Raw genomic sequence first — 18,470 nt, forward strand, 5'->3', positions numbered from 1 at the left:
TTTTACTTTTTACCCAAATAATAACAAAATGGCATCCAAACAGCGTACTTTATTTTTTGTAGTTTTCTTTATTTTAGTTTTTATTGAAACCATAATTGCAAATTTTGAAGGTCTACAGGGCTTACACTATGTTTCTAAGCCGTTAATTGTTGGGTCTTTAATTGTTTATTTTTACAAATACAGTAGGCACCTTAATACGCATACTAGAACATTTACTGGTCTGGCTTTACTATTTTCTTTAATTGGAGATATTTTATTACTATTTGTCTATAAGTCTGAATATTTCTTTATTGCTGGTTTAATTGCATTTTTAACGGCACATATTATGTATTGCCTAGTCTTTTTAAAACAGCGAAATCCGGCAATAAAACCTTATGGATTTGTTATAATACTCTTGGCTTATGCTTTAGGGTTATTTAGTATTTTAAAATCTGGATTAGGCGATTTATTAATACCTGTTATTGTTTACATGTCTATTATTTTATTAATGGCTGTTTCTGCTTTTTTAAGACGCGGCAAAGTCAACACTCCTAGTTTTAATCTGGTGTTTATTGGTGCTCTTGCTTTTATGTTGTCTGACAGTTTATTGGCTGTAAACAAATTCTATGAGCCTTTAGCTTTAGCCGATTTTAGTATTATGTTTACTTATGCTCTGGCTCAATTATTAATAGTTTTTGGACTTTTAAAACAGCAGCATTAAAATTAATCCTGCTTATTAAACGGGCGTATTATTAATCTAGCAGCTTTATCAAAGTTTATATAATTATAAGTCCAGTTAAAAAACACGATTACTCTATTACGAAAGCCTACTAAAGACATTAAGTGTATAAACATCCATACAAACCAAGCGAAGAAGCCTGCAAATTTGTAATATTTTAAATCAACAACGGCTTTGTTGCGTCCAATGGTAGCCATAGAGCCTTTATCTTTATAAATAAATGCTTTTAAGGGTTGTCCTTTTATTAATCGTATTATATTTTTCCCTAACAACTTACCTTGTTGTATCGCTGGTTGTGCTACTTGCGGATGGCCTTTAGGAAAAGCTTCGGTTTCCATTAAAGCTATATCTCCAATAGCAAATATGGAGTTGTAACCTTCTATTTGGTTGTAACGGTTTACTTTATAACGATTAGCACGCTCTAATAATGCTTCGGCTTTTAATCCATTAACGGGTGCTCCTGTAACTCCTGCTGCCCAAATTAGGGTTTTAGACACTAAAGTTAAATCTGTATTTGTATGTGCTATTTCGCCATCGTAATCTTGTACAAATGTGTTACAATGTACTTTTACGCCTAGTTTAACAAGAAACTCTTCTGCTTTTTTAGAGGCATGTTCACTCATTGGTGGTAATACTCTGCTGTTACCTTCTAAAAGATGTATTTGCATCATACTAGCATCTAAATCTCTGTAATCTCTAGGTAATATGTTGTTTTTTAATTCTGCTATAGCACCAGCTAATTCTACACCTGTTGGGCCCCCACCTACTATTACAAAGTTTAAAGCGGCTTTGCGCTCTGACTGCGAATCGCTTACTGCAGCTTTCTCAAAGTTTTGTAAAATTAAGCTACGTATGTTTAAGGCTTGTGGTACTTTTTTCATTGGCATACTATGTTGCTCTATAGCTTTATTACCAAAGTAATTTGTTTTGGTCCCTGTTGCTAGTACCAAATAATCGTATTTAAGATTCCCAATATTGGTTTGTATTTCTTTTTGTTCTGGGAGAATTTGCTCAACTTCTGCTAAACGGAAAAAAGAGGTTTTATGTTTTTTTAAAATTTTACGTAATGGATAGGCTATAGAATCGGGTTCTAGTCCTGCTGAAGATACTTGGTATAATAAAGGTTGAAATGTATGGTAATTGTGTTTATCTAAAACAACAACTTGCACATTTTTATTGGCTAAAGTTTTGGCAATGCTAACACCTGCAAAACCACCGCCAACAATAACAATTCTTGGGGATTTTGTATCTGGAATGTTCATATAAAAAATGGAATAATAATAGTTTTCCAAAGATACAAAACAGTGATTTTAATCCCTAGTTTTATATGGCTTTTAAGTAACAATAATTAAGTCGTTTTAAAAAATAATAGAAGGTTATTAATTTTACATGTAAAATATAATCTGTATTCATTTTTATGTCTTTTAAATCTTACCTTTAAGTAATAATTTTACGACAGCTTGCGTTAAGGATTGAAAAGGTTTGTTTGAGCTCTTTTCATGCTTTTGCACTGTTTATTTTGTAATTAAAGTTTGTTTTAAGTTATAAGGTTAATATAATCTAAAACTAAAAAAAGTGAGCCTTGAAAGCCTGACAATCTGTAGCTTAAGCGAAAGATTGTAACGCCCATTTAATTATTTTATAAAAATTGTGTAACATCTTCTATTTTTACACTACTTATATGCATAACCAAACCATTGATACCAAATAATTGAATAAAGAACTTGAACATAATTTTGTTGAATTGCTAGAGAAGCATCAGAATATTGTACACAAGGTATGCCGTTTGTATACTAATAATTATGATGCGCACAATGATTTATTCCAAGAAATTACGATACAGCTATGGAAGGCGTTTCCAAAATTTCGTGGGGATTCAAAATTTAGTACTTGGATGTATCGTGTGGGGTTAAATACAGCTATTACTTTGTACCGAAAATCGAAACGTTCTGTACAAACTCAGGAATTTGATAGTATTCAGTTTAAGATTTCTGCTGAAGATTATGATGATACCGAAGAGCAACAGCTAAAATTATTATATAAGGCTGTGCAACAATTAAACGACATAGAAAAAGCTCTTGTTTTCTTGTATTTAGAAGACAAAAGCTATAAAGAAATAAGTGAAACAATGGGTATTAGTGAAGTTAACGCTCGTGTTAAAATGAACCGAGTAAAAACAAAATTAAGAACCATATTAAATCCGTAACATTATGGATGAATTAGAATTATTAAAAAAACATTGGCAGAAGGATGTTGTAGATGATAAGCAATTAACGTCTCAACAGATTTATCCTATGCTGTTAAAAAAATCATCATCTATTGTAAAAACATTATTTTACATTAGTATTGCCGAACTCTTATTTTGGTTAGGTCTTAGTTTTTTGCCTTTACTATCTTCCAGTTATCAAGAGAAATTTGAACACAGCTCTGTAAATGGGCCTTTAATGACTGCTCTTACTATATTTACCTTTATAGTTATTTCCTTTTTTATCTTTTTGCTATTTAAAGCACACCGAAATATTTCGGTTACAGATAATGCAAAAAAGCTAATGGAAAGTATTATTAAAACTAGGAAAATAATTAAGTACTACGTATTATATAATTTAATTATGGTACCTATTTCTATGGTATTAGCATTATATTATGTTACTAAACAGGATACGGAATTGGCCGAAAAAATCTCTCATTTTACAACGCCACAACTTATGGTTGGTCTTGCCATTTTTATAATCTTTACTATTGTATTTATTGTAATTATCTGGTTATTCTACAGGCTTATTTATGGCATTTTAATGAAGCGTTTAAATAGAAACTATGAAGAACTTAAAAAACTTCATGACTAAACCCCTATAACTACTATGAAAAGTGTTTCCTTTTTTATTGATAATAATACCATAACTTTTACAAATGATTGGGCAGGAAATGAAACTGTTATTTTAAATGATACTGTTGTTTCTGAAAAATTCTCATGGTTTGGAACCTCGCATGTCTTTACTTTAAAACTCAATGGAGTTTTAGAAACTATAACTATTAAATCTGGTATAAGTTTTAGGCATGGTATTACTGTTAAGCTTTACAAAGCAGATAACTTGATTGAGAAACAATATTTAGGGCTTTGCATAGGTAATTCTGAAACAGCAAGAAACACATATTTAGTTATTGGGGCTGTCTATATTATTTTATCTTTTACAATGCTAGGTTACGCTTTTTTACCAATTGGTTTTGTCTTTTTAATACTAGGGTTAAATAGTAACTCTAAAGCAAAAGCGTCTTGTAGAACAAAAAGAGATGCTAATTAGTAATAAGAAAATTCATTTTTAAAAAGATTACTAATCTAGCCACTCACGTTGTTTGTTTAATTCTTCTTGTGCTGCTAATTCTTTTTTAGAGATTACTTTTAAAAAGGATGGGTGCTGCTCTATAGCATACTCTATTTTTTCTACAATTTCTGCAATAGACTCATTATCGTAATCAATGTCTAAAGGTTTCTTTATTTCGAATGTTTGATAAACATTCTTCTTTTTAATACGTAATCCTTTCTTATCAAACGAACGCCTAAAACCATCTATAACAATAGGTACTACAATGGGTTTATATCGTTTTATAATGTGTGCTGTTCCTTTACGAATAGGTTTAAATGGTGTTGTTGTACCTTGTGGAAAGGTAATAACCCAACCATCGTCTAACGCCTTACTTATGTTAGAGATGTCACTCATTTTAACCTGTCTATTAATATCTTTTCCTTCGCTCCTCCATGTACGTTCTATACTTATTGAACCTACATAAGCTAAAATTTTAGGCAAAAGTCCAGATTTCATAGTTTCCTTTGCTGCCACATAATACATATTAAGCTTAGGATTCCATAAATACCCAACATTTTTAATATTATCATCTCTACCACTTAAACTAGCATTAAATACATGAAACATAGCCACTACATCTGCAAAGTATGTTTGATGGTTAGATATAAACAGTACATTGGTATCTGGTAAGTTCTTTATAATTTCTGAGCCTTCTATCTGTAAATCATTAAAACCACGAAAACGACGATGAGACAAGGCTCCAAGGATTCTAATAAGCCATTTTTTTATAAAAAGATTATGCCCGAAAGGATTTTTTGTAAATAATCCCATAAATATTTTAAATGTATTAATAATTATTCTGCTATCTACTTACTATTCTTATAATAGTATACTTTTCTCACTTCATTATTTTACTAACATTTTAGCTGTAGCAGTTTTGCAAATGTAAAAAAACAGAACTATTTAGCAGGCAGATTTTAACAAGTCTTTTATTTCACTAAGCATCATTGCTGTAGCGCCCCATACTAAATGATTGTTTAAATGGTATGCAGGGACTTCTACCTTAACACCATTAGCTACTGTAACTGTTTTAGTTACCACATTGTCGCTATTTAAAAAATCGCTTAGCTTAACCTCTAAAAGTGCCTCTACTTCTGTCTCTTGTTTTATAAATGCTGGTGTTATATTAGAGATTCCTAAATAAGGCTGTACAAAGAAATTACTAGGCGGAATATATACTTGTGTCATTTCTTTTAAAACGGTTACTGTATTTATGTCCACGCCTACTTCTTCATTTGCTTCTCTTAATGCAGCCTCCATTAATGTTTCATTAGCTTCAAGTTTCCCTCCAGGGAATCCTACTTGTGCAGAGTGTACGCCTTTATAAGTTTTACGTAATATTAAAATAAGGCGGGTTTCGTTAACTTTATCTGGATAAAACAATGCTAACACAGCAGATTGTTTTGCTGTTTTTATACGCTCTTTCTGCTTAGCTATAAGTTTCTCTCTGTAAGGTGGAGACATTTTAAATTGTGATGCTTCTGCTGGAAGCGGTGCTTTTTCTATGCCTGCTATTGCTGTTTTAAATGTATTAAAATTCATTATTTAAGCGCTAATCGATATCTAACGTTATATAAATATACAGATAAACTATCTATTTATTTTAATTAAACTATTACTGTGCAAAGTAACGGTTTTTAATACGAATATCTTACCTGTTTATTTATCTCTAGTAAATTGTTAACGGCTCTTTTTCCTTTAGCTCTAAATAATAAACCTTTTTTTAAACTTATATTCTATTATTGTCTTTTTTATCTTTGCAAATACAAATTCTATATTATGCGCCTACTATTAACACTTTGTTTAATACTTATTTTTTTTAGTTGTAATGACACGAAAACAACACCTAAAAAAGCTCCTATTGTTAAGGCTAAAGTAAAAAAGAAAGAAGCTCCACAAGCGATTACTATAGACAGTTCTAAACTAACTTTAGAAGAGCGTTTTCTACCGCTAAATGATAAGAATGCAATGGATTTTTTTCTAGAGTACCAGAAAGAACATAAAGAAAATAAAGTACGTATTTATACCAGTTTTGGTAATATAGACCTTTTGTTATATGATAAAATAAAATTTCATCGCGCAAATTTTATTTTTCTTGTTAAAAATAAAATTTTTGATGGCACACAGTTTCATCGTGTGGTTAAAGATTTTGTAATACAAGGCGGAAGCTCAGACAATAAAAAAGTGGTTAGAAAAAGAAAAAAGTTTGGTAGTTATTTATTACCTCCAGATGCTAAGCGAGGTTACAAACACCACCGTGGTGTTATCTCTATACCTAGTAGCGAAATAGAAAATGCATATAAACTAGCATCTCCTTACGAGTTTTTTATTACTGTAACCAACCAATACCATTTAGATGGTGAATACACTGTTTTTGGAGAAGTAACTAAAGGCATGGATGTAGTAGATAAAATCTCGCAACAAGAAACTGATGCTGGAGATTGGCCAAAGCATAATATTTATATTACTAAGGTTGAAGTTATAGAATAATATGCAGTTTCTTAAATCTTGGTTATTAAGGCTTATAATTAGTGTAATTGTTGGGCAAACAATAGCTAACCAATTTGAACATTTTAATGATCTTATTTTTATTGGAGCTATAATAGGCACTTATCTTCTTTTAACAGAAATGGCAAAAAAGATGTAACGCCTACAGGTCTTCATATTATACTTTGCTCATAATCCATAATTTATGATTTTGTTATTATCCCTAAAATCTTAAATTCACTATCTTTCAACCTCTAAAAAACCATATTAATTATGAAATCAAAACTATTAATAAGTACCACCCTACTATGTGCTATTATTACTTTTACAGGGTGTAATAACGATAAAAAAACATCACCAAAAGCAGATTCAAAATTAATGAGTGAGACTATTTTACTAAAAGAATGGACCGGCCCTTACGGTGGCGTTCCTGCTTTCGACAAAATGAAAGTTGAAGATATAAAAGAAGCCATGGAAACAGGTATGGCCTTAAGTTTAAAAGATATTGAAGCTATTGCCAATAACGCAGAAGCACCTACGTTTGAAAATACTATTGAAGCTATGGAGCGTTCTGGTAAGGAACTAAATAGAGTGTTTAGCTACTACGGTATACTTAGTAGTAACATGAGTACTCCAGAATTTAGAGCAATAGAAAGTGAATTAGCGCCTAAATTATCGGAATACCGTTCTAAAATAAACCAAAATCCTAAGCTATTTAAACGTATTAAAGCCGTTTACGATGGGTCTAAAGTAACACCTTTAGACCCCGACCAACAACGTGTTGTAGATTTAATTTACAAACGTTTTGAAATGAATGGTGCCGAGCTTAATGATGAAAAAAAAGCCCGTTATGCTGCCATAAACAAAGAACTATCCTCATTATATAGTACGTTTTCTAACAATGTATTACATGATGAAGAAAATTATATTACTTATTTAACTAAGGAGCAATTAGATGGATTATCTGATGGGTTTATAAAATCTGCCGCAAAAATAGCTACAGATAATGGGCAAGATGGCAAATATGCTATTACAAACACCCGTTCATCAATGGATCCGTTTTTAACCTACTCTACCAATCGCGAATTACGTAAACAGGTTTGGACAAACTATTATTCTCGTGGTGATAATAATGACGAGTATGACAATAAAAAACTAATTGCAAACATTTTAAAATTGCGTAGAGAACGTGTAGCATTATTAGGCTATAAAAATTATGCAGAATGGCGTTTACAAGATAGAATGGCAAAAACACCAGAAAATGCTATGCATTTAATGGAAGCTGTTTGGCCAGCTGCTATTGGTAGAGTTGCAGAAGAAGTTGCAGATATGCAAGCTATTGCTAACAAAAACGGAGATAATATTACCATAGAACCTTGGGATTATCGTTTTTATGCCGAGAAAGTACGTAAAGCAAAATACGATTTAAACAGTGACGAAGTAAAGCAGTACTTACAGCTAGACAAATTAACACAGGCCTTATTTTATACAGCAGGACGTTTATTTAATTATAATTTTAAACCCGTTCCAGAAGGCAGTGTTCCTGTGTTTCATGAAGATGTAAAGGTTTGGGAAGTTACCAATAAAGATTCTGGAGAACATATAGGGTTATGGTACTTAGATCCTTTTGCTAGAACAGGAAAACGTTCTGGTGCTTGGGCTACAACCTATAGAAGTCACACCACTTTTGATGGTAAACAAACGGTATTAGCCTCTAACAATTCAAACTTTGTAAAACCTGCACCTGGCGAAGCTGTTTTAGTGTCATGGGATGATGCAGAAACGTTTTTTCACGAGTTTGGTCATGCACTGCACTTTTTCTCTTCTAATGTAAAATACCCAACATTAAATGGAGGTGTTAGAGATTATACCGAGTTTCAATCGCAATTACTAGAGCGTTGGTTATCTACAGACGAAGTGATTAATCAATTTTTAGTACACTATAAAACTGGAGAAGCCATTCCAGAAGCTTTAGTTGCCAAAATTAAAAAAGCAGCAACCTTTAATCAAGGATTTGGTACTACAGAGTATTTAGCTTCTGCTTTAATGGATATGAAATTACACCTAACAGATCCTGAGAATATTGATATCGCTAAATTTGAGCGTGAAACTTTAGCAGAATTAAAAATGCCTAAAGAATTACCTATGCGACACAGAACACCTCATTTTGGACATGTTTTCTCTGGCGAAGGTTATGCTACAGCATATTATGGCTACATGTGGGCAGATGTATTAACAAGTGATGCTTCGGAAGCTTTTAAGGAAGCTCCAAATGGCTTTTATGACAAAGCGGTTGCCGATAAATTAGTAAAGTATTTATTTGCTCCAAGAAACTCTATGGATCCTGCTGAAGCTTACAGAAAATTTAGAGGGCGTGATGCTAAAATTGAAGCTTTAATGAAAGACCGTGGGTTTATAAAATAATAGCTCTGTAAAATGCTGAAAAAAAGCGTTTTCTAATATCTATTAGAAAACGCTTTTTGTTTTATATTTCCGTTTGAGTAAGTATTCTAAAATCAACAAGCGTTAGTTTGAGCTCTATTCTTCAAAATAACGAATATTTAATCGTGTTGATTTATCTAAATGTTTCCCTTCTGTATCTATTATATAAGACTTGATTTCTATCGGGTTTTCTAGCGCATCATAAGTATACTCGTACTCTAGGTCTAGATGCTGTAGTGTCTCATAATCATAATCCTTATAGTAGGACGTCCTCATTTTAATGGTAAATCCATTACTAGTATAATCCACTGTATAGAATTCTGCTTCTTTATTATTTTTTTCTAATTGATGCTTTACTATTCTGTCTTGCACATCATACGCATAGCTCCCTTTTACTTCTTCAAAAAAGACATCTATTAATCCATCTGTACCAAATTTCCATGTTTCAGGTTTTGAATAGACATCTATAGTTTCGGCATAATAACGATTATATACTAGTGTGTAATTGTCTAATTGTCCTTCGTTATTATAGGTATAACTATTCTCTTGTACTTCTACAATATCGGGGTTTGGTGCATAATGTCTATAAGTTGCCATTAGCCCTAATTTATTATAAGCTATTTTGGTGTAAGATGCTACTTCAAACTCTGGAAATAGCATATAGTTTTCATCGACATTGCCATCCTGGTCTGCTTCATATAACCCCATTGAAGTATAATGTATTTTCTCTGTAAGCTTTCCTTTTTTGTATTTAAAAGCAATACTATCCATAACGCCATCGTCTACATTCTGTATTTCTTTTACTATTAACAGCCCTTTTTTATAGGTGTATTTAGTATTGCCATTAGATATTACAGTATCTCTTTTTTCGATTTTAAATGTTGGATTAACAACAAAACTCTCTATTGTCATGTCGTCGTATTCTAAATCGCTTCTATAATCGATAACTGTATGGTTTTTATCTAAGGTATAGCTGTAATGATTTGTATATTCTTCTTTAGAATAAGGCGATTTATGCTGTGTAAACGTTCGCATAACAGTATTTACATTTCCATTTAAATGTAACGGATTTGTTACTTTTTTAGCATCGTAAAGTGTATTAAACTGATCTTGAGGCAAAACTATAAAAGAAGTTTCAGCATCTTCATTCTGTCCATATAAACATTGGATAGTAATTATGGATGCAAATAATAAATAGGCTTTTAATTTCATAGAATAGTAGTTAGTAGTACTTTAAACGATGTACTTACATGTTTATTATAAGCTTTAATATGCTATTAAAAAAACAACACTCATTCTCTTTGTTTAATTAATGTATTGTTCTCGATACAAATTTCACTCATTTTCAATCGTAAAATTTACTCGAACCTACATCATGATTCTAACTAAAACAAAACGTTACTTAGGTTTAAACTAAAGAAAACTTCTAATACTAAACAATACTCAATTAAATAAACGATTACTCTTTATATAAACTTGGCAAGCTAATTTTAAATTTCACAGCTATTAATCGTACAGCTATAACAACTACTCCAGATAGGATAAAGACGATATCGCCTTCTACGGGTAATTTTCTAATTAAAAAATAAGAAAACCCACCTAAAATACAAGCCGTAGCATAAACTTCTTTTCTAAAAATAACGGGAATTTCATTACATAAAATATCGCGAATAACACCTCCAAAACAAGCAGACATAGTACCCAAAGCAATGCAAATAATAGGATGTAATCCTGCAGACAATCCTTTTTCTACACCAACTACAGTATACAAACCAATACCAATAGTATCGAAAAGAAATAACGACGTTCTTAAATAATCAATTTTACTTTTAAATATAATAGCAAAAACGGTAGCTCCAGAAATAACATATACATACGTCATATCTTGCATCCAACCTACTGGTGTTTGCCCTATAAGTACATCTCTTAAAGTTCCGCCTCCAATAGAGGTAACAAAGGCAATAATAAGAATCCCGAATGGGTCCATTTTTTTATCTAATGCAACCAAAACACCCGAAATAGCAAATGCTATGGTACCTAAAATATCTATTGTATAAAACATTACATGCTCTGTGTATAGTAGTTATAATCTTTTAAAACAGTATCAATAAATTCGATATCTGTTCCTTTTTGGTTTTTAATCTCTGCAACCTCCATAATTTTAGTCCTTAGTTTTATTAAGGTTGTATAATCTTTTGCTGCTCTGGCATTATTAAAGGTTTCTTTTATAATACGCGCGTCGTTATCTGATAATTTAATAACGCTTGGATACGTTGGCTTATAATCTGCCTTTAAATCTTCCAAAATAGTATGGTTAATATTTACTTTATCTTTTAAAGAAATTACGGCTGTTCCTGCTGCCATATCTCCAAAACGCTGTGCTTTTTTACTAAATGCAATACTAAAAAAGCCTAATCCAAAGATATAAATGTCTACAATTCTAAAAAACCAACGCACCAAATAATCAGATAATGAGGCTTGGTAACCATCTATTTTAACCACTCTAATTTTTAATGCCTTTTTACCTAGTGTTTGCCCTTCTAGTAAAGCCTCTAATACTAAAGTGTAAAATATAACGGGTAAACTAATCAATGAATTTAATCCTATTTTAGACCATTCATCCATACCATCAAAAACACCAAAAAAGATATTCATAACTGTTAAATATGCAATTTTAATAAGTGTATCTATAATAAAAGCTAAAAGTCGCTCACCAACTCCGGCAGCTTCGAACTTTATTTTTACATTTTGTGTAGTGTTAATTTGTAACTCTGACATTTTATATTTTATTTTATCAAATATATGAGAGAAGTAGCATTTATCAAGCAAAATAAGGAAAAATGGTTAAGTTTTGAAAACGCTATTTTTAATAATGATTTTAAAAATCCAGATGAATTAGCATCTCAATACATCCATTTAATAAACGATTTGGCTTACGCGCAGACTTACTATCCTAAAAGTAAGGTTATTGTGTATTTAAATCAATTAGCCGCTAAAGCCTTTCAAAAAATTTATAAAACAAAACGAGAAGATACCAACAGAATTATTGGGTTTTGGAAAACCGAAGTTCCATTAATATGTTTTCAGTACCGTAAATACATTTATATTGCTTTTTTTATTTTCTCATTGTTTACAGCTATTGGTGTTATCTCTGCTGCAAACGATGGTGAGTTTGTGCGTTCTATTTTAGGAGACGATTATGTAAACATGACTTTAGAGAATATTGCAGCTGGAGACCCTGTGGCAGTGTACAAAAGCGGGAGTAATTGGGGAAGTTTTATTGGTATTACTGTTAATAATTTAAGAGTAGGAATCATTTCCTTTGTTATGGGTATTTTTGGAGGGGCTGGAACCGTTTGGGTATTATTTCAAAACTGTATCATGCTTGGGTCTTTTCAATACTTTTTTTATGAAAAAGGCGTGCTATGGGAAAGCGTTCGTGGGATTTGGATACATGGCGCTATGGAAATTTTTGCAATTGTTATAGAAGCCGCCGCTGGTTTAATTATGGGGTTAAGTATTTTATTCCCCGGCACACATTCTAGATATACCTCTTTTAAACAAGGTGCAAAAACAGGTATAAAAATTTTAATAAGTACATTTCCTTTTACATTTTCGGCAGGTTTTTTAGAAGGTTTTATTACACGATATTCTAATATTATGCCTAATTGGTTATCGGTAGGTATTATTTTAGCCACTTTAAGTTTAATTAGCTATTACTATTTAATTTATCCTTTTAAGGTTCAGAAAAAAGTAACACAAATACCCTTGCCATCTCACTAATCTATGAAACGACGTTATCACGCCTTAAAACTCCTATACGTCTTTTTGATGCTGTTATGTTATCAAAACCTTTCGGCTACAATAATATTGCAAGATCCAGAAAAACAACGTGTTTTCGAGGATGATTTTAAAGACCGCTATTCTGGAAGAAAATACAATTATGAAGGCAAAAAAATTGTTAATAAAACCCCAGCTCGTACAGAAGATTATGCCGATTACGAAGCCAAACGCCGTGAAGAAAAACTAAAAGAACAAGAAGAAAAACAAAACTCTAACGATACTATTAGTTTCGATTTAGGGCCGTTTTCATACATATTTTATATTATCCTTATAGTAGCCGTAATTTACCTTGCTTATATTTTAGTAAATGAAGGGAGTTCGGGGTTATTTTCTAGAAGACAACACCAAAAACTAGAAGACCCTGAAGAGATAACAGCAGAAAACATAGAACGAACAGATATTGAGTATTTAATAGAGTCGGCAGAACAAAACACAGATTACAGGTTGGCTATTCGTTATTACTATTTATCTATATTAAAAGCATTGAGTTTAAAAAAACTTATTAAAATTGAAGACGATAAAACCAATTCAGAATATTTAAGCGAAATTTTTAATACACCACATAAAGATCAGTTTCAATACACCTCTTACCTATACGATTATATTTGGTATGGAGAGTTCCCTTTAGATGCAGAAAAGTATAATACTGCAAAACTTCATTTTCAAAAACTTATAAAACAAATCAAGTAAAATGAAGAAAATTGCACCTATACTTATCATTATTGTCGCCGTTATTATTGCTATCGTTTTTTCTTTAAAGCCTAGAAATAATAAAGTGGTAGATTGGGAAGAAACTTTTGATGAACGCAGTAACAAACCGTATGGAGTAAGTGTTTTGTATAAAGAACTCCCAAAGCTATTTAAAGGTAAAAAAGTACGTACCGTTTACCACACACCATCTAGCTATTTATTTGCAAATTCCGAAGGTAATTATGGAGACCACATTGCAAAGGGAAGTTATATTATTATTGGTAATTCCGATTATTTATATGACGCTTCTATTAAGCAACTATTAGCTTTTACCGAAAGTGGTAATGCACTCTTTATTTCAGATTATGGCTACTTAAATAAATTAACAGACACTTTAAACATAGATGTAAATTATATTGCAAATACCAAGGATAGTATCTCTCATTTTTCTTTTAAAAATAGAGCGTTACAATCTAAAAACGCTAAAATAGATAAAAACGAAGGTGATTTCTTTTTTAGTAGTTTCGATAGCACTTACATTAACATTCTTGGCTACACAAAAACAGATAAAAAACGTGTTAATTTTATAAATGTTCCTTTTGGAGAAGGCAACATTTACCTACACCTAGATCCAAAAGCATTTACCAATTATAATATTTTAAAAGAAGACCGTTATAAATATGTAGAAGGTGTTTTATCTTACCTTCCAGACGATAATGTCTATTTTGACTCTTACACAAAGTTTTCTAGCTCTTACAGCTCATACAACAATGGCAATGTAGAAGAAGACTCTAACCTAAGTTGGTTTCTAGAACAAACAGCTTTTAAGTGGGCATGGTACTTTGCGTTGCTATTACTACTAATATTTATTGTTTTTAATGCCAAACGTAAACAGCGTATTATACGTATTATAAAACCTTTGCAAAATACCACTGTGGCTTTTGTAAAAACAATTTCTAACTTATATTTTGAAACGCAGGATCATAAAAATTTAATAGATAAAAAAATAACGTACTTTCTTGCCAAAATACGTAATGATTATAATATAGATACCTCTGTTTTAAATGAAGACTTTATTTCTAGGTTAGCTTCTAAAGCAGGTAAAAAAGAAGACGATATAAAAACAACAATAGAGTATATTAATTGGTTACGAAGTAAAAACGTATTTTACGAAGACAATTTAATTACTTTAAATAAGTACATAGAAGCATTTTATTCTAAATAATTATGGAAGATTATATAAACGACAACGACAATTTAGGGCATGTTTCGGGGACACCTGAAGAACAAACCCCTAAAGAAGTTAATACCAATGAAACACCAAATGCTGAAAGCATTGAAAACACTTCTGAAACTAATAACGATTTACAATTTAAAAGTCGTCTAGATTTATCCGAATTGCAGAACAGTGTACACAAAATAAAGCAAGAAGTTGGTAAAGTAATCGTTGGCCAAAAAGATATGGTAGACATGCTTATAGCCTCGTTACTTGCAAAAGGACATTCGCTAATAGAAGGTGTACCAGGTGTTGCCAAAACGGTTACAGCAAAATTATTAGCAAAATCGTTAAGTGTAGAGTTTAGTCGTATCCAATTTACTCCAGATTTAATGCCTAGTGATATTTTAGGAACCTCTATCTTTAATTTAAAAGCTTCGGAATTTGAATTTAAAAAAGGCCCTATTTTCTCTAATATGGTACTTATAGATGAAATTAATAGAGCGCCTGCAAAAACACAAGCCGCTTTGTTTGAAGTTATGGAAGAACAGCAAATTACTATAGATGGTAACCGTTACAAACTAGAGGCTCCATTTATGGTTTTAGCTACACAAAACCCTGTAGAGCAAGAAGGAACCTATAGATTACCTGAAGCACAGTTAGACCGTTTTCTTTTTAAAATAGATGTAGGCTATCCAAATCTTGAAGAAGAAATAGAAATTTTATCTAGAGAACATGAGCTAAAAGAAAAAACAAAAACCGAAACAATAACATCATTTTTAACAGCCAAACAAATTGTAGATTACCAAAACTTAGTCACACAAATTTTGGTAGAGTCGCATTTACTTAAATACATAGCCGAATTAATTATAGCGACTAGAAATAATCAGTTTTTATATTTAGGCGCATCGCCAAGAGCCTCTATTGCCATATTAAAAGCAAGTAAAGCCTTTGCAGCAATGTCTGGACGCGATTTTGTAATGCCAGAAGATATTAAACGTGCCGCAATACCAGTATTACACCATAGAGTTATTGTAACACCAGAACGCGAAATGGAAGGTATAACTAGTAAAGAAATTATTAAACAGATTATTGAAACTGTAGAAATACCTAGGTAGTTATGATTTTCGATTCTTTAAATTCTCGAATTATCTAAAAAAATAAAACTAAATCCATGAATAACGCCAAACATTGTGTGCTTTGCGATAACAAAATTGTAGACTACAAAACAGGAGTTATTTGTAGCTTAACAAATAAAAAGCCTGATTTTCAAGAAAAATGTAATGTTATAAAATTAAACAATACGTTTAAGTCGAAAATCACAGAAACAAATATTGAATACGAAGCTGTATTAAAAACAAGAACAGATGTTTATGGAATGTTTATTTTTTACCTAATCATTGCTTTAGCAATTTTTGTTGGTGGTTATTTATTAGGTAAATATATTTTTGAAGCTGGCGTTATTTCAACAATTCCATTAATAATAATGGGAGTAGGAATTATACCTTTAGGCATGGCTTTTGGTCCATTAAATTATTATAAATCCTCTTTAAAAATAGCATCAAAAAGAAAAAAAGAGTTAGACAAAATAGCAAGATTATATGGATACAGTTATAATATTAAAATAGCACACCTTAAAGACAGTTTAGGAAATAAATCTTACGAAACAGATTTAAATCTTAGAAGAATAGCCAATAGTAAAAATTAAAAACACATGAAATTTCTTAAACCCTTTTATATCCAACATCGCTTTTTTTATGCAGGCACAGGCATTGTTGTATTGTTTGGCTTAAGCTATTTTGCACCTATACTATTTAATATAGCTCAGCTTTCTCTATTAGTACTACTCTTATTCTTTTTCTTAGATTTTTTAATTGTTTTTCTTGGTAGAAATAGAATTGAAGGTAAACGTATTTTACCCGAAAAATTTTCTAATGGAGACCCTAATACTATAACAATAGAATTAAAAAACAACTACCCTATTCTTATTAATATAGATATTATTGATGAAATCCCTGAGCAATTTCAAGTAAGAGACTTTAAAATACATAAAAAACTAGCACCAAAAAAAACAGAAATATTACAGTATAATTTACGTCCAACCGAAAGAGGAGAATATCATTTTGGATCGCTTAATATTTACGCCAGTTCTATTTTAGGCTTAGTTGCCAAACGCTTTACATTTAATAGCAACGCTATGGTACCTACTTACCCTAGTTTTAAACAATTAAAAAAATTCGAACTCCTAAATATTAATAAAAACGCTTTAGAGTACGGCGTAAAAAAAGTGCGCAGATTAGGGCACACAATGGAGTTTGAGCAAATTAAAGACTATGTAACTGGAGACGATTTACGTACTATAAATTGGAAAGCCACAGCTAAGCGAAACCAATTAATGGTAAACCAATACCAAGACGAGAAATCGCAACCCATATACTCTATAATAGACAAAGGGCGTGTTATGAAAATGCCTTTTGGAGGCTTAAGCCTTTTAGATTATGCTATAAACGCAACATTGGTTATAAGTAATGTTGCCCTAAAAAAGCATGACAAAGCTGGCATGCTATCATTTTCTAAAAAGGTTGAAAACATAGTTGTAGCAGAACGTAGAAGCTCGCAAATGCGCTTAATTCTAGAATCGCTTTACAATGTTAAAACCGATTTTTTTGAAAGCGATTATAGCAGATTATACGGTAATATAAAGCGTAATATTACCCACAGAAGCCTTATTCTATTATATACCAACTTTGAAACTATGGATGCTTTAAACAGGCAACTCCCCTATTTAAAAGCCATAGCAAAAAGCCACTTATTAGTGGTCATCTTCTTTAAAAACACAGAACTAGACACCATTATAAAAGACAAAGCAGAAACTGTACAACAAGTTTACGATAAGGTAATTGCGGAAAAGTTTGATTTCGAAAAACGCTTAATCGTTAACGAGCTAAAAAAGTATGGTATATATTCTATATTAACTACGCCAGAAAACCTAACCATAAATACTATTAATACGTATTTAGAGATTAAGGCGAGAGGGTTGTTGTAATAAGTACATGTCTTAACTTACTTTTAAACAACTCATCCACAAAAAACCACAACTCGGTAACAACGATTAGTATACACTTTGCTTTTATGTGATATTTGAACCATCAATAACAAACAACACATAAACACTATACTCATGACAACTGCAAACACAAACAACAGCAACACATTAAAATTAATAACACTTAGCATCGCTTTTGCTTTTTGTACTTTACTAGGATTCTCGCAAGACACAAAAACTGAAGGGCAAACCATTACTGTAACTGTAGATAATATAAAGAATAACAATGGAAATGTCATGGTAGCTTTACATAGCGAAGATACTTTTATGAAAGGGCCAGGCTTACAAAACTTAGAAAGCGACATTAAAGATGGTAAAATAACAGTAACATTTAAAAATGTAGCATCTGGTAGTTATGCTATTATGGTGTTACACGATGAAAATAAAAATAAAAGAATGGATTTCGATAACGGTATGCCTAAAGAAAGTTACGGCATGTCTAACAACCCAATAAGCTACGGGCCTCCACAATTTAGTGAAGCTAAGTTTGAAGTAGCAAAAGAAAACTTAGAGTTAAATATTAGGTTTTAATCTACTATAAATAAAAATCACTATTCTCGATATTTCGGCTAATGCTTCAACTCGAATGGACGTGATTTTTATTAA

At 31.4% G+C, this 18,470-nt stretch carries 19 protein-coding genes; 13 read left to right on the forward strand and 6 right to left on the reverse strand.

Annotated features, from left to right (window positions below; genetic code table 11):
- The first annotated feature begins 28 nt into the window (after positions 1–28).
- Positions 29–700, forward strand: coding sequence for a lysoplasmalogenase (locus tag ACVC08_RS13600; RefSeq protein ID WP_452602430.1), 672 nt, complete (start codon positions 29–31; stop codon positions 698–700).
- A 2-nt stretch (positions 701–702) separates the two neighbouring features.
- Here the strand turns inward: ACVC08_RS13600 and ACVC08_RS13605 are convergent, their stop codons facing one another.
- The gene (locus ACVC08_RS13605) at positions 703–1,980 is read right to left on the reverse strand and encodes an NAD(P)/FAD-dependent oxidoreductase (protein ID WP_452602431.1); all 1,278 of its coding nucleotides are present in this window, start codon (positions 1,978–1,980) and stop codon (positions 703–705) included.
- Positions 1,981–2,429: 449 nt separating this feature from the next.
- Between ACVC08_RS13605 and ACVC08_RS13610 the strand changes: the two genes are divergently transcribed.
- Genes ACVC08_RS13610 through ACVC08_RS13620 form a run of 3 tightly spaced genes read left to right on the forward strand, consistent with a single transcriptional unit; the run spans position 2,430 to position 4,017 of the window.
- The gene (locus tag ACVC08_RS13610; protein WP_452598576.1) at positions 2,430–2,924 is read left to right on the forward strand and encodes an RNA polymerase sigma factor; all 495 of its coding nucleotides are present in this window, start codon (positions 2,430–2,432) and stop codon (positions 2,922–2,924) included.
- A 4-nt stretch (positions 2,925–2,928) separates the two neighbouring features.
- Positions 2,929–3,561, forward strand: a complete 633-nt coding sequence (locus ACVC08_RS13615) for a hypothetical protein (RefSeq protein ID WP_452598577.1) — start codon at positions 2,929–2,931, stop codon at positions 3,559–3,561.
- 15 nt (positions 3,562–3,576) lie between these two features.
- Positions 3,577–4,017: a hypothetical protein gene (locus ACVC08_RS13620; protein WP_452602432.1), complete on the forward strand. Its 441-nt coding sequence runs from the start codon at positions 3,577–3,579 to the stop codon at positions 4,015–4,017.
- A 30-nt stretch (positions 4,018–4,047) separates the two neighbouring features.
- Here ACVC08_RS13620 and ACVC08_RS13625 read toward each other — a convergent pair whose 3' ends face one another.
- Both ACVC08_RS13625 and ACVC08_RS13630 read right to left on the reverse strand, forming a co-directional pair.
- The gene (locus ACVC08_RS13625) at positions 4,048–4,851 is read right to left on the reverse strand and encodes a lysophospholipid acyltransferase family protein (RefSeq protein ID WP_452598579.1); all 804 of its coding nucleotides are present in this window, start codon (positions 4,849–4,851) and stop codon (positions 4,048–4,050) included.
- Positions 4,852–4,983: 132 nt separating this feature from the next.
- Positions 4,984–5,622, reverse strand: coding sequence for an NUDIX hydrolase (locus tag ACVC08_RS13630; protein WP_452602433.1), 639 nt, complete (start codon positions 5,620–5,622; stop codon positions 4,984–4,986).
- A gap of 237 nt (positions 5,623–5,859) precedes the next feature.
- On the opposite strand from ACVC08_RS13630, the gene ACVC08_RS13635 reads away from it, so the two are divergent.
- Both ACVC08_RS13635 and ACVC08_RS13640 read left to right on the forward strand, forming a co-directional pair.
- Entirely contained in the window at positions 5,860–6,570 is a 711-nt protein-coding gene (locus ACVC08_RS13635; RefSeq protein ID WP_452602434.1) for a peptidylprolyl isomerase, read from the forward strand.
- Between the two features lie 270 nt (positions 6,571–6,840).
- Positions 6,841–8,991 carry a M3 family metallopeptidase gene (locus ACVC08_RS13640; protein ID WP_452602435.1) on the forward strand — a complete coding sequence of 717 codons (2,151 nt, stop codon included), beginning with the start codon at positions 6,841–6,843 and terminating at the stop codon, positions 8,989–8,991.
- A 114-nt stretch (positions 8,992–9,105) separates the two neighbouring features.
- Here the strand turns inward: ACVC08_RS13640 and ACVC08_RS13645 are convergent, their stop codons facing one another.
- The 3 genes from ACVC08_RS13645 to ACVC08_RS13655 all read right to left on the reverse strand — a co-directional run bounded on the left by ACVC08_RS13645 (position 9,106) and on the right by ACVC08_RS13655 (position 11,787).
- The gene (locus ACVC08_RS13645) at positions 9,106–10,221 is read right to left on the reverse strand and encodes a hypothetical protein (RefSeq protein ID WP_452602436.1); all 1,116 of its coding nucleotides are present in this window, start codon (positions 10,219–10,221) and stop codon (positions 9,106–9,108) included.
- 247 nt (positions 10,222–10,468) lie between these two features.
- Complete coding sequence (locus ACVC08_RS13650) at positions 10,469–11,071, reverse strand: trimeric intracellular cation channel family protein (RefSeq protein ID WP_452597545.1); 603 nt, start codon at positions 11,069–11,071, stop codon at positions 10,469–10,471.
- Positions 11,071–11,787: an RDD family protein gene (locus tag ACVC08_RS13655; protein ID WP_452597544.1), complete on the reverse strand. Its 717-nt coding sequence runs from the start codon at positions 11,785–11,787 to the stop codon at positions 11,071–11,073. The genes ACVC08_RS13650 and ACVC08_RS13655 overlap by 1 nt, the downstream gene beginning before the upstream one ends.
- 24 nt (positions 11,788–11,811) lie before the next feature.
- Between ACVC08_RS13655 and ACVC08_RS13660 the strand changes: the two genes are divergently transcribed.
- The 7 genes from ACVC08_RS13660 to ACVC08_RS13690 all read left to right on the forward strand — a co-directional run bounded on the left by ACVC08_RS13660 (position 11,812) and on the right by ACVC08_RS13690 (position 18,395).
- Entirely contained in the window at positions 11,812–12,792 is a 981-nt protein-coding gene (locus ACVC08_RS13660) for a stage II sporulation protein M (protein WP_452602437.1), read from the forward strand.
- Positions 12,793–12,795: 3 nt separating this feature from the next.
- Positions 12,796–13,542 (forward strand): hypothetical protein, encoded by a 747-nt coding sequence (locus ACVC08_RS13665; RefSeq protein ID WP_452602438.1) that lies wholly within the window; start codon positions 12,796–12,798, stop codon positions 13,540–13,542.
- 1 nt (position 13,543) lies between these two features.
- Entirely contained in the window at positions 13,544–14,767 is a 1,224-nt protein-coding gene (locus tag ACVC08_RS13670; RefSeq protein ID WP_452602439.1) for a DUF4350 domain-containing protein, read from the forward strand.
- A 2-nt stretch (positions 14,768–14,769) separates the two neighbouring features.
- The gene (locus ACVC08_RS13675) at positions 14,770–15,876 is read left to right on the forward strand and encodes an AAA family ATPase (RefSeq protein WP_452602440.1); all 1,107 of its coding nucleotides are present in this window, start codon (positions 14,770–14,772) and stop codon (positions 15,874–15,876) included.
- 56 nt (positions 15,877–15,932) lie between these two features.
- Positions 15,933–16,466 carry a hypothetical protein gene (locus ACVC08_RS13680; protein ID WP_452597539.1) on the forward strand — a complete coding sequence of 178 codons (534 nt, stop codon included), beginning with the start codon at positions 15,933–15,935 and terminating at the stop codon, positions 16,464–16,466.
- A 6-nt stretch (positions 16,467–16,472) separates the two neighbouring features.
- A complete protein-coding gene (locus ACVC08_RS13685) occupies positions 16,473–17,804 on the forward strand; it encodes a DUF58 domain-containing protein (RefSeq protein ID WP_452602441.1) in 1,332 nt (443 codons plus the stop codon).
- Positions 17,805–17,939: 135 nt separating this feature from the next.
- Positions 17,940–18,395: a DUF2141 domain-containing protein gene (locus ACVC08_RS13690; RefSeq protein ID WP_452602442.1), complete on the forward strand. Its 456-nt coding sequence runs from the start codon at positions 17,940–17,942 to the stop codon at positions 18,393–18,395.
- The last annotated feature ends 75 nt before the right edge of the window (positions 18,396–18,470 follow it).

This window comes from Pontimicrobium sp. MEBiC06410 (assembly GCF_053601615.1).